This is a genomic window from Paenibacillus sp. FSL R5-0473 (genome assembly GCF_038004565.1).
GTDB lineage: Bacteria > Bacillota > Bacilli > Paenibacillales > Paenibacillaceae > Paenibacillus > Paenibacillus amylolyticus.
In genome coordinates, this window is sequence record NZ_JBBORL010000002.1 from 96,584 (window position 1) to 108,756 (window position 12,173).

The following is a 12,173-nucleotide window of genomic DNA, read 5'->3' on the forward strand; positions in this document are numbered from 1 at the left end:
ACCTGTACCAAACTTCATAATTCCACGTTCCTCCAATTTATTTATGAGGTTTTCCCATAGAATCATCCTTGGTTCCTCAAGTGGTGCCTTTGAAGACTATTTTGATCAGAGAGAACTTCTAAAATATGAGCATAAGTGGATGACAGTTACAGAAAAAACGATAAGCGCTATAATGATAAAATAGTGATCTGTTTGTTGGAGGATGAATTAAATGCTGGAAAGAGAGAGAGCTCTTGATCCCGAATCAGTAGGGAGAAAAATCCGTGAAATTAGGAAAATAAAAGAATATACACTTATCGATCTCGCCAATAAACTAGGTTATGCTACAGGTAAACTGAGCAACATCGAAAAGGGTAAACGAGCTAAATTTCCCTTTGAGGAATTAGTTGACATTGCTGGTGCATTAGAAGAACCGGTTGAGTTATTTATTATAGATGAATCGGATCAATATATAACGGAACAAGAAAATATTAGACAGCAAATAAGCTTAGCGAAACATCGTCTCAGCGTAGGTTTATTGGACGGGTTGAAAGCTTCTCTTCATGAACTGCAAGAAAATATAGAAATACTATCATTTAAGAAAATGATAATACACATTAACTTTCTTTGGGGAGAATACTATAGAGAGCTGTTGGATTATGACATGGCCTCGGAGTATTATAATGAAGTAATTAATGCTGAAGTCTATGATAAAGATAGCGTTGAAGTAAAGATACGCACCTATAATGCTCTTGCGTCGCTTCAGTTACAGGAGCGTCATATTAAAGATGCGATCACAACACTTAAAATAGCTTTAAACTTCGTTGAAAAAGATGACAGGGTTCTTAGTTTAGATATTTCGAATGTACATTATAACTTAACTCTTATCTATATACACATCGGTTATATGGATCTTGCCGAATATCACATACAAACTTGTATTGAAACAATTGAAGGAAGAAGCGAACAGGCTTATTATCATGCACTCTACCTATTATCCATAACCTATTGGCTCAAAGAAGAATATGAGAATGCTAGAAACTTGTTATTTCGTTCGATGAACTGGTTTCAAAGACAACGCGACTTAGCAAGTCTATTTAATTCACTAGAGTTCATTTTTGTAATGTATCGTTTTAAACCACATCTTATTATTGAAGATATGTTTCAATATTTAAGAGAGGTTACTGCTGTTACAGTTCCCGAAAACATTGTGTCCCAGAAAGTAAGATGTCTTTTCATGTTAGTAGAGCTGGAAATAGAAAAAAAAGAATATCTCGTAGCGGAGAGTATACTTGCCACATGTAAGGAATACATTAAGGAATATTCGTTCTCTGAAGGATACCGAGCATATGTACTAGAAGCGTTGCTTATTAGAGAAGTTAGCAAAGATGCGATAAAGGAGCGCTGTGCTCTTGAGAAGGCACTCAGCTTTTTTCAAGGGTCTGATCGCTCACCTCAAAAAGCACATATTTTATATCAACTCGGGAAGTTAAACAGTTCTGACAATAGGGGTACGATGTATGAAGAGGCTCTTAGCATTTTTAATGATAATCTTCATGAACAGGCGTATTTTAGTCAGAATAGTTTTGCGATTCTCCCTCACTTACGGTATTAAGGAAATCCATTGGACTTAGAGAATGACTCAAGATCTCGTTTTTGAATGTTGGTGTACTCACTAACCAACCTAGCGACAAAAAATAGAAGCATCTTGGTGAGATAACCCCTAAGGTGCTTCTACTGTCAATTATCATTCGTTTGATCGCCAAACTTGTGTACGTGATTTAGCACGACTTTTTTGCTTCTGTTTGTCTTCTTTAAGTTTTTGGCCAAGATAGGTAACTAATTGATTTTTCTCTTGTAGTGTAATTTGTAAATCATTGAATAGCAATTCTTCAAGTTGTTCCCAAGCTTGTTGTAGTGCTTTAACTTCAACTTCTTTCTTCTCATCCAAGCTAGCTATGTATTCAGCATCTACATTTGGATTTAGAGCAGGATTGATTTCACTATAATCCATAGGCTCACGTGCTTTTAAAATTTCAGTTAATTCGTTCAGTATTACAATTTTCCTGGAGTTATTGTTATCCATGTTACGTTCAGACATTACTGGACCGCCTTTCTAAATACGTTCCTAATGTATAAACTAACCCATTCTCTATTCAATTGTCAAAACATTGAGTAACATACTCTTGTCTATCATTTAGCAAGGGGCTATAATGAAACTAGAAATTGAATATTCGGAAACTGGAAGCACCAGTTATAGCGAGCCTTCGCTATAGCTGGTGCTTCTTTTTTTGTTTTAACAGGTTTTCAAGGTTTCAATTTCATAATCAGAATAAGAGGTAGAAGGAGGATGCCAATGGAAAAGGTTGCTAACAACAATACAGATGAAAGAATGCCTCCCCAATTAAGATCGTTCATAAGGAAGTGGTGGATCGACAACCGAGAGCGAATGGATGAGTGGTATCGTATTTATTTTCATACGATTATAGTCACAATGATGATAGTCATCAATATGTGGCTCGGATTTTCATCATTTCTTATTTTTTTTGCACAATGGTTTAATGTGGATTCCGGGACTATGGGTTTTTTAAGCGTTTTCTTTGAAGAACCTCCTACACTGTTAATCATGTTACTTGATTTCATTTATGTTCCACTTCATCATTATGAAACGTTGTGGATACTGATCGTGTTAAATTTTCCTATCTTAACTTGGATCTATTCCACGGTAACCCAACCCATTATGCGGGGGTATAAGACTTTAATTAGCTGGACTTCCAAAAAAGGAAGAATAGCTGCAGCAATTCTGTCTGGAATACCTTTCTTATGCTCATTCACAGCTGTTTTTTCTTGGTATGTGCGAAACTACCTCTTCGACTTCTTTGTGACTGTTCAATCGGACAAAGACTATTTAGTCGTTAGGTCCATGGAGAGCTTTGGGTTTGTTCTTATGTGTATTCCTGTTTTCATCTCCCTCTTTGCAGTGTACATAGTTGCAAAAGAATTCTATCGAAATGAAGATCTCCAGTTACTGTTTTACAACTGGGAGTTTTCTTTACTTGCAAGCCAGTCCTTCACGCTGCGTGGTAAATCATCTGACGTGATTGTCGGATGGGAGAAGGATACCAACAAACCTATCGTTTTGACTGAAGGTTCTCGATATTTACACGAGTTGATTGTTGGTGCTACCGGTACTGGTAAAACCTCTACATCTATTCTAATACGTATCGTTCAAGACTTAATTCGAATCGCAAGAGGTAGGAAGTTAGGTGTTGTTGTTCTCGAACCCAAAGGTGATTTGATCCGAGATGTGCAAAAGCTTTGCAGAGAACTAGGGATACCTGACCATAAAATTAAAATTGTCGATCCAACCGATTTGGTAAGATCTATTAAGTTTAACCCTTTTGTTGGACCACTAGAGTCAGCTGCTGAAACGTTTAGAGGCGTATTAGATGCGCTGGCAGGTGACCAAGATGAATTCTTTAAAGGTCAGCAAAGTGAAACTGCAAGCTTGTATACGATGTTAGGAAAAATCCGTTATGGAGATTTATTTTCCATTGTACAAATGCAGCAGATGTACACGGATCCTCGGTACCTTGCGAATATCACGGAGGAAGTTCGTAAAGCAATCGATAGCGAACAAGCTGATCCAGAACTGGATCCAAACAAGAAATCTGTTCTCCAGCGCTACGACAGGATCGTATCATACTTTGAAAGTGAGGTCCTGGATTATAAAACGTTCCGAGACAAAGAACAAAACGTTCATCCGGTGACTTATCCATCAGGGCACAAATACGAAGGTAAACAAATCATTGAAAACAAAAAAGACAAGTACGTTGCCGGTGGTAAAAAGTATCTAAACGATATCGTCATGAATGAAATGTTATCCCAACTCATGGTGGCTAATGAAGGGGAAGAGGCATTAAATATAGATCAATTCCTTCAAGATGGAGGCGTGCTTCTGGTTAATACCGCACTTGGTGAATTAGAAGAACTAAGTCTATCTTTTGGACAGTTCTTTATTCGTCAATTTCAATCCTCTGTATTTCGACGTCCACCAGAAGAAAATGGGTATAAACGCTGTCCTGTTTTCCTCAATATCGATGAATTCCCACTATACATTAACGAAGCTTTTGTGCGTTTGTTAACACTTGGTCGTTCATTTAAAGTCGGAACGCTTATTGCAATTCAGTCACTGGGTCAGCTGAAAGCTGTTGTGCAGGGATATGACAACACTGTGCTGAATTCTGCGCGGAATAAGACCGTATTTGGGGGAGGGGAATATGAGGATAATGAGCGCTTCTCTAATAACTTTGGTGAAGAAGTGCAGGTCGAAGAATCTTCCAATGAGTCAATGACACCGGTCAGTATGCCTAACCAGTCCTGGGGGATGCGGCATAATATGCAAAGAACCCTTGCAGCGAGATTCACTCCAACGGATATAAAGGAGCAAGAATTCAAACACTTCATTGTTGATTTCGTTGATGCAGATGGTAGTGTGAAAGCCCCTACCCGTGCGTACGGTAAGTTTATTACCGAAACTAAATACCTTTCGAAGTTTATGAATATCGGTAAAATTGAATTCGAGACGAAAGACCACAAACCTTTAGCTATTGCAGCTCACAAACTGGCTCACATCCACTTATTAAAGCCGTTGTTCAACGATAAAGCAGCAGACGATACGGGTGAACGTGAATCTGCGGACATCTCAGAGCAGCCAGTGCAACAGAAAGAAGAAGATCTGGTGGAACTGTTACCGACTTCCCCATCCACGATGACACGTGAATACAATGAAACGGAGCAGTCCGCAGCTATGCTTGATTCATCAGTAGCTAACGTGGTAGCCATGGATGATTTCTTAAGGGATCGGGGTCAAACTACAACCAATCCTTTAGAAGAAAAAGAGTCAGAACCTGCATTGATTCCAGTGGATGAAGAGGAGACGTTCAACCTAACGAGTTCAATTACTACACCTCCGAAATCAATCAATTTATTACTGGAGGATGAAGAGGATTATCGTTTTTATTCAGAAACATTACAGGATATTAGTATGAAGCCCATGACAGATAAGGTTGTTTCAGAAAACACTGATTCGAAAGATGATCAACAGTCCGCAGACCTGAGCCTTTCACTGCCTTCAGGTGTTGAAAGTTCATTGAATGACTTATTCATAAAACTAGGTCACAAGAACATGGATCCGCAAGATCTAGGTAGCGAACCAGAACTAACAGATTCAGATGAGGGTTGGGGGATTCAGGATATCGAAATAGATCAAGTGACTGAACAGAACTCAACTGATCAAACAAAAGAATACATTGAACATCAGTTACCCACTAGGACAGGTCAAGCGGATCAACTTTCTAACACCTTTATTGATCCGGAACTTAGCGACTTAGTTGCTACGGGGAGGGGTGCCCGAACTAAGCAAAAAGAAATAGCTCAGTCCCGAATAACCAAATTGGACAGCACTGTTATAGACGATGATTGATAGTTGACAATATGGAAGATTGTCATTACTATTATAAGTAATTGAATAAGTTCGGATCGGGGAAGCACCTCGCACACATATCATCGACATGTGTACGAGGTGCTTCTTTTTTTGTTTTCCGGGCGAACATGTATATTCTCAAATAGATTAGGAAAGCTGAGGGGTAACTATGCGCCAAATTGAACAACGCTTTGATAATGTTGGGGATGAAAAACTAGGATGGGCTGATATTAAAGAATCGCAGCGTGTGAAACAAGTTCTTTATGCTGAAGCTATCGGATTAGAAACATTGAGTTTGGGTGACAAAAAGGAAGAAATGTTAAAACTCAACTACAAAGGAGTTTTTGGTTATCTTCCTAAGTCCCGGATTGATAATTACGAATTCAAAGGACTTCATCATTTTCTGGGAAAAGAATTCGAATTTGTTGTAGAGACGGTGGATATCGAGGGCCATTGGTTTTTAGCTGATCGGATTCAAGCACTTGAGGTTTCTGCAAGGCGTTTTTGGAAGTCTGCTAAAGTAGGACAAGTTATGGTCGGATTTATTCGTGGTATTGATATGTCTCGCCTGTATCTACTCGTTGAAGGTGTTCCAGTCGTGATGAACAGGGAGGAAGTTAGTTACTCTTATATTGAAGATATGCGAAGCGAATTCGAGATCGGTGATACTCTCGATATTAAAATTACGAAACTCGAAGCTCCTACAGAGGAAAACCCAAGTGGGCTTCTTGAAGTCAACGCGAAAGTTCTATCGAGAGATCCATGGGGACAAATTGGCGACTACAAAGAAGGCGGATCATACACAGCGGTTATTACTAAAATTCACCCAGAGCATGGTGTGTTTTTGGAGCTTGTTGGTGTATCTGGTTTAACTGTTCGCACGAACTTCCCACCAAACGCGAATCCGGATGTGTTGAAGAAAGGGAAAAAAGTAACCGTTAAAATTCTCGAGATTAATCACCGGGATAGACGAATTAAGGCCATCACTATCCTTCCTCAGAGATCCATCAATGCTGGAAATAGACGCGGCGTTCGTGTGATACACTAATGGTTACAAATTCAAGAGTTCTTCAATTTGAACAATCTGGATCCGATTTGCAGGCGAAGCAACATCCTGCCTCATTATTCCAGACAGTACCTCCAGAAATGAATCCTTATGGCCAGGATTCCCCAGGAGACATTGGAGAAATGTTACTGCCAGACGGATCTGAGTTTGGATTATTTAGCGATCCGTATGCACAGCAAATCTTCATTAAAGCAAATGAAGGAATTCGAAATGGTCAGTACTGGTTAGAAACGAGGTTATCAGATGGCCATTTCACTGAAAAAGAAGTTAAACTACTTGATCTGCTTTCTACTATTAGAATAGCAACAAGAAGTCAGATACACAGATCCTTAAATCCAGGTCAAGAAGATGATCGGAGTACGGTTGATTTCATTAAAAAGTGCAGGAAGAATGGAGTTATATGTGCCTTTTCATGGGTTTCACCTTTAACTGGTGCTCAGCAGCGTAAAAAGCCTCAAGTATATGCTTTAACTAAAGCAAGCGCACAAGCAGCTGAACTTATTTTCCAAAAGAGACTTCCAGACAAGTTCTGGCTCCAACCGATCGTTTTCCCACCTGGGCGATCTCCATCTATGGATATTTTCTTTCTGGATTTAGCGGCAAATGAATTGTATAGCGAATTGGTGCGGATTGACCGCTTGGTTGAATGGACCAGACGTCCGCCTATCAAAATCCCCAATGCCCAGTCTAATCATTATCCTTATGCCTCCTTTAGAGTCATTAAAGATATAAATGATTTTAAATTGTTCTGGATAGAGGTATTTCGTCCATCTCGAGACTGGATCAACAAAGTCATTACGAGATTTCAGCGTATGGAACTCGCGTTCACTTTCTTACCCGAACATCAAAGACCAACTCGGGTTATTATGATTGTGGATGGAGATAGCCGGGTTAAGTTTCTTTCTGAATTGCAACGAAAGTATATGCCAAGTGTCGAGGTTCGCTACACTACGGATGAACGTTTACTTTCTGGCATTGGACCAGAAACGTTTATCAATTACCATATGGAAAAGGATTCTTTGATCGGTGTTTCCATACCGTATTTGAAAGCAGGATACAAGGGGATGACGGCTTCGGAGTATTATTCAAATTTGCAACCAGATATTGAAGATGATGACGATATTTAATATAGGCGAGATAGGGTGTCTTCAAAGACAAATCATTGCTTTTTCATAACCTGATGGTTTTAGTTGACAACTTATATTCATTTATTTAGAGTGTGAATATAATTGTTATGATTTGATAATTATTACTTTTAATAATGTAGATACAAGCTGAACTATATAAATAAATTAGAACGGGGACTGAAGAAGATGAGTGGTAATTTTGAGAACTTTCCGGTTGATTTAATTATTATTAGCGATAAATTGGATACTAGAACGAAGCTTAAGTATCTGAAGATGTTTTATATTGAGGAACAAGGTTACGTGGCAGCAAGCACAAGTGATACATCATATAACCTTTTTAAAGTAGTCGAAACCGAAGGTGCATCGTCTGAGCTACATGACATTGTGGATGATTTGGAATGGAAACGAGCGAATGACCATCTTCTTACATATTATAAAGATGTATTGAATTAATAGAAGTGTCCCCACTTTCCTGGCATTCAGCCAGGTTTTTTCATAATCACAATGTTTTGTGCCATGAATCTTGGGTAAATCTTGCGAATTATGTAATTTGGTAGACAGCACCAAGGTTGTAGGGTTTTAACCTATTAAAGATTCGGATAATAGACTTAATGCTGCCGAGCTATTACAATACAAAGGAGAATTCTGCGGAATGAAGGTGAGTAAAGATATGTCTAAATTTAAAGACCTAATATCCAATGAGATTTCTTCCCTTGCTCAAAAAACGGTTGCCATGCAAAAAGTTGGAATAGATTCCGAGAAAATTGAGAGTCTTACTCAGAGCGACTTGCAGATTATCTCAAAAGGGTTTATGAATAGTAATCTGCACGAGTTGAAACCCCTATTGGAGAAATATAGAGATAAAGAGAGGGAGCTATTAAAGAGGTACTTAACGATACAAAGCTCCGGTCAAAAAATTACAGAAGCAGATCGCTTAGAACAGGTGCATCATGATTTGATTATCAAAGCGATTGAACTGGCAATTCAAATGAAACGGGAATATAGAAAACAATATAACTCGCATTCTCATATCTTAGAGAAAAATTTAATTAAAGGCGGACTCTTTCTTAGTGGAACACCTCACGGGATGAACAAACTTACAGGAGGGGATATCCTGGAGTTAGAACGACGTGGTTTCCGTCCTATGATATACAAGAATGATAATGGGGCTTTATTAAATACTTATGATACAAGAGTGTTAATAGGGCTGTTTAAATTGTGGTTGAATCAAGGCAAGAATAAACAAATCAAGTTCGAATTTAAGGACCTTGCCGAGGCTATGATTACGAAACCTTCTGGGGGAGAGTACAAACTAATCCATAAGAGTTTAAAAAATATCGCGGCGACGTGGATTGAGTATAAGGAATACTTTGATCCTGCGATCTCTGAATACTACTCTGCTACGATTCAACATAGACCGATTAAGAGTTTAGCCTGGATTGCACGGACTCAAGAAGAGGAAGGAAAGGAACGAGCTGCAGTAATAACTTTCCATGAAGTACTACATGATTCATTACTGGCTGGCAATTATCTTTTCATTAATATGGTGATTTACAATGAGTTGCCCACCTCCTATGCAAGAATGATTTATTTAAATATTTTAGATGCTATTGAGAATGGGACTACGTCATTCTCGTTGGATCAGCTCATGGATCATATTATTCTGAAAGATGGAAATGATGCGAATTTTAATCGTGCAAGGACCATTCGGACGATCGAAACATCTTTTGCGCACCTGTTGGATGCAGATATCATCTCTGATTTCAAAATGTGCAAAAGCAAACGTAAGTTTACCCATATTGAGTTTACACCAAGTGAGTGGCTTCAGGGTCACCGAGGCAAGACGGGAGCAATTGAACTTGACTCGTCCCAAAAAATGCTTTGAGAGCTGTTGGTACAGGCTCTCTAAGTACAATTTTTGTTTACTATTTATTTCTGGTCCAATATTCAACATACATTCTACTCCGTAAAATAACATACATTTTACTCCCTAACAAACCATACATTTTACTCCGTCATGGTTTATTTCTTGTTCTTGTTTTTTTACCCTCCAGAATGAAACGCACAAATAGCGAGATGGAAGTTTAAAAACTGTGGATTATTCGGTCGAATATAAAATATATTTCGCGAAAATCACGGAGTAGAATGTATGTTAATGAACGGAGTGGAATGTATGTTGGTGGGAGTAAAAGGTATATTGTAGGGAGTAGAATGTATACTTAAGGGAGTGGAATGTATTATTGAAGGAAGTATACATTCTACTCCGTCATTGATCATACATTTTACTCCGATTGACCAACAAAGATGGTTAATGATAATGTCGAATTAGGTAAAAAGGTAAATCATTCCTTAGACTTGTGGATAAAATTAGAATCTCCATTTTAAGGGGTTCTGCTTGAGGAAAATCATTGTCTTACTGCGTCAAGTTTCATGGTTAACTAGACCAAAGAAATGTCTTTAAAAGCTGTTTTAGTTTTTATATTGCGAATTTTAGCGATGGATCAATCCCATTCTACCACTTACATCATTGGAGTCCATTTATATAGAGAAAGGAGGCCCAACGTGACTGAGATTGTATTTGAAATCACCCAACCTAAAGATAAAGAATCCGGATCAAAGGATATTGCGCTAACCGATGGTTTTATTGATGCGCTTTTTTCAATCTCCGAAAAGATACACACCAGTGAAAAGTTTAGAACACGTTCTAATGGAGTTGGCCGGTTAGTGTGGCATGTGACAGAAGCAGACATCATGCTCATGGTTACACTACACGTGTGTTTTAATTCAGAAGGTAAGCTTGAAAATGTATCAAGACACCAAATCTATAAAAAGCTTTATGATCTCTATGAAGATCCGTGTTGCGATGATCAATTTTACATAGCATTTGAGAAATTTGTACGTTTGGGCCTCATTCAAGAAAAGCTATCTGGCGTCACAAGTGAGTTTTCTCTTACAAACTTTATTAATCCGGATACGAATAAGATTAGTCGTCTGGTTGTCGTAAACCCATTTGTCTTTTCTAAGGGCTTTACGGATCTTCCTATTTCTGCGCAAAAGTTAGTTTTTGATCTGCTTCGTAAACAAGGTAACGAGAAAGAGAAAGAGGTCTTTTACTGGCTCAATAAAGATAAGGGGATATTAAAACAGCTCCATAAGAAGCATGTGTACGAGTTGAAAAATATACTCCATCTTCTTTCAACGACAACCATACAACATCAGAAGCCACTCATAACATCTTGGAACATCGAGGCTAGAAGAGGGACCACCTCACCAAAATTGACGGTAATCGTCAATGAAGCTTATACAAGCAAATATGTTCCTGGAACCCAATATAGAGATGTCTTGCAAGGCAAAAAGACATATAGAAGGGTTATTAGACATCTCAAGAATCTCCTCTCTAAAAATTTGATTGGAGAGTTTGAGTATCTTAATGATGGAAGTGACTTCTATCAATTAGTTCGCTTGCTGCGTGGGAAAAGTTATAAGTATATGGTTTATGTGATCGAGAAAATCAGGGAATTATATGAAAAGAATCGGATGTTCCCGATTAATATTATGGAATTCATAAGAGATGAGATGCGTCACAAAGGTATGGTGACTTATCTGGAAATCGCGAAGCAAACGGGGGTATATAAGTTTATATGCCCTCGTAAATTAGATGAGAATAGATTATACGAATTTGCAGCTGCAGCAAGTATGTTCAGCCAACGTGAATTTACTAAACTTTGTTTGGCTTCCGTCAGATCCTTAGAAGGTAGTTATACAAGGCCACCGGCATTTAGCCTATATGATTATACTCAATCTAATGAGTTACAGTATTATCTTGATGCGGTAACGATGAGGAATCACGCTTTCTCACTAAGGAAATGTCCTGACAAATATAAAGAACTTGAGATTCAAGCACTTATTCGCTTAGAGAATGAATATGAAACACGAGCAGTGCGAGAGTGGATGATCAACAAAATAGAGATGTTGCCAGCTTGGACTACAATTCCAGATGTTCCTCTCGACTTCAAACTTGAACATCATATTCTAACTAAAGAGCATACCGCCTAGCCTTCTTTGATCAGTAAAAAAAGAGGGCTATTCGTTTTGATGAAATAGTTATGTCTGTGAATTCTTACGACACAGACTATATTGTAATTGTTAAGGGAGAGAAGAGGGTAAACAACGGATCACTACGAACCGTTGTTTTTTTTGACATTGTTCATATAAATACAGAATAAAAATTGAAATCTTATCAGAAAGAATTAATTTTCCTCGTACAAATACAGAAAGATACTGTAGATAGTTTGATAAGATGTATCATCATCATATAGTTTTCATATAAATACAGAGTCACTTAGTAGATTAAATTCTGTATTGTGGACAATTGCCAAGTGTCATAAGTCAGTATATTCAAAAGTATTTTCCTCTCCAATATTTTCTGTAATCATATGACTGATTTTTAGTTATTCCTGTATTTATCAGATTCGTATTACCATAGTTCTGTATTTATCTGTTGATAAGTCTTTAC

At 38.1% G+C, this 12,173-nt stretch carries 8 protein-coding genes; 7 read left to right on the forward strand and 1 reads right to left on the reverse strand.

Features of this window, described 5'->3' with window-relative positions; translation table 11 throughout:
• Window positions 1-211: 211 nt before the first annotated feature.
• Window positions 212-1,594: a helix-turn-helix domain-containing protein gene (locus tag MKY28_RS30405; protein ID WP_340938220.1), complete on the forward strand. Its 1,383-nt coding sequence runs from the start codon at window positions 212-214 to the stop codon at window positions 1,592-1,594.
• A gap of 132 nt (window positions 1,595-1,726) precedes the next feature.
• Here the strand turns inward: MKY28_RS30405 and MKY28_RS30410 are convergent, their stop codons facing one another.
• The gene (locus tag MKY28_RS30410) at window positions 1,727-2,080 is read right to left on the reverse strand and encodes a hypothetical protein (RefSeq protein WP_100526668.1); all 354 of its coding nucleotides are present in this window, start codon (window positions 2,078-2,080) and stop codon (window positions 1,727-1,729) included.
• 255 nt (window positions 2,081-2,335) lie between these two features.
• On the opposite strand from MKY28_RS30410, the gene MKY28_RS30415 reads away from it, so the two are divergent.
• The 6 genes from MKY28_RS30415 to MKY28_RS30440 all read left to right on the forward strand — a co-directional run bounded on the left by MKY28_RS30415 (window position 2,336) and on the right by MKY28_RS30440 (window position 11,713).
• Window positions 2,336-5,464 (forward strand): type IV secretory system conjugative DNA transfer family protein, encoded by a 3,129-nt coding sequence (locus MKY28_RS30415; protein WP_340938223.1) that lies wholly within the window; start codon window positions 2,336-2,338, stop codon window positions 5,462-5,464.
• A gap of 169 nt (window positions 5,465-5,633) precedes the next feature.
• On the forward strand, window positions 5,634-6,512 hold the full coding sequence (locus tag MKY28_RS30420; RefSeq protein ID WP_091036789.1) for a S1 RNA-binding domain-containing protein: 879 nt from the start codon (window positions 5,634-5,636) through the stop codon (window positions 6,510-6,512).
• Window positions 6,512-7,657 (forward strand): hypothetical protein, encoded by a 1,146-nt coding sequence (locus MKY28_RS30425; protein ID WP_133120411.1) that lies wholly within the window; start codon window positions 6,512-6,514, stop codon window positions 7,655-7,657. The genes MKY28_RS30420 and MKY28_RS30425 overlap by 1 nt, the downstream gene beginning before the upstream one ends.
• 186 nt (window positions 7,658-7,843) lie before the next feature.
• The gene (locus MKY28_RS30430; protein ID WP_091036794.1) at window positions 7,844-8,110 is read left to right on the forward strand and encodes a hypothetical protein; all 267 of its coding nucleotides are present in this window, start codon (window positions 7,844-7,846) and stop codon (window positions 8,108-8,110) included.
• A 199-nt stretch (window positions 8,111-8,309) separates the two neighbouring features.
• Window positions 8,310-9,542, forward strand: coding sequence for a hypothetical protein (locus tag MKY28_RS30435; RefSeq protein WP_091036796.1), 1,233 nt, complete (start codon window positions 8,310-8,312; stop codon window positions 9,540-9,542).
• 677 nt (window positions 9,543-10,219) lie between these two features.
• Complete coding sequence (locus tag MKY28_RS30440) at window positions 10,220-11,713, forward strand: hypothetical protein (protein ID WP_149847053.1); 1,494 nt, start codon at window positions 10,220-10,222, stop codon at window positions 11,711-11,713.
• The last annotated feature ends 460 nt before the right edge of the window (window positions 11,714-12,173 follow it).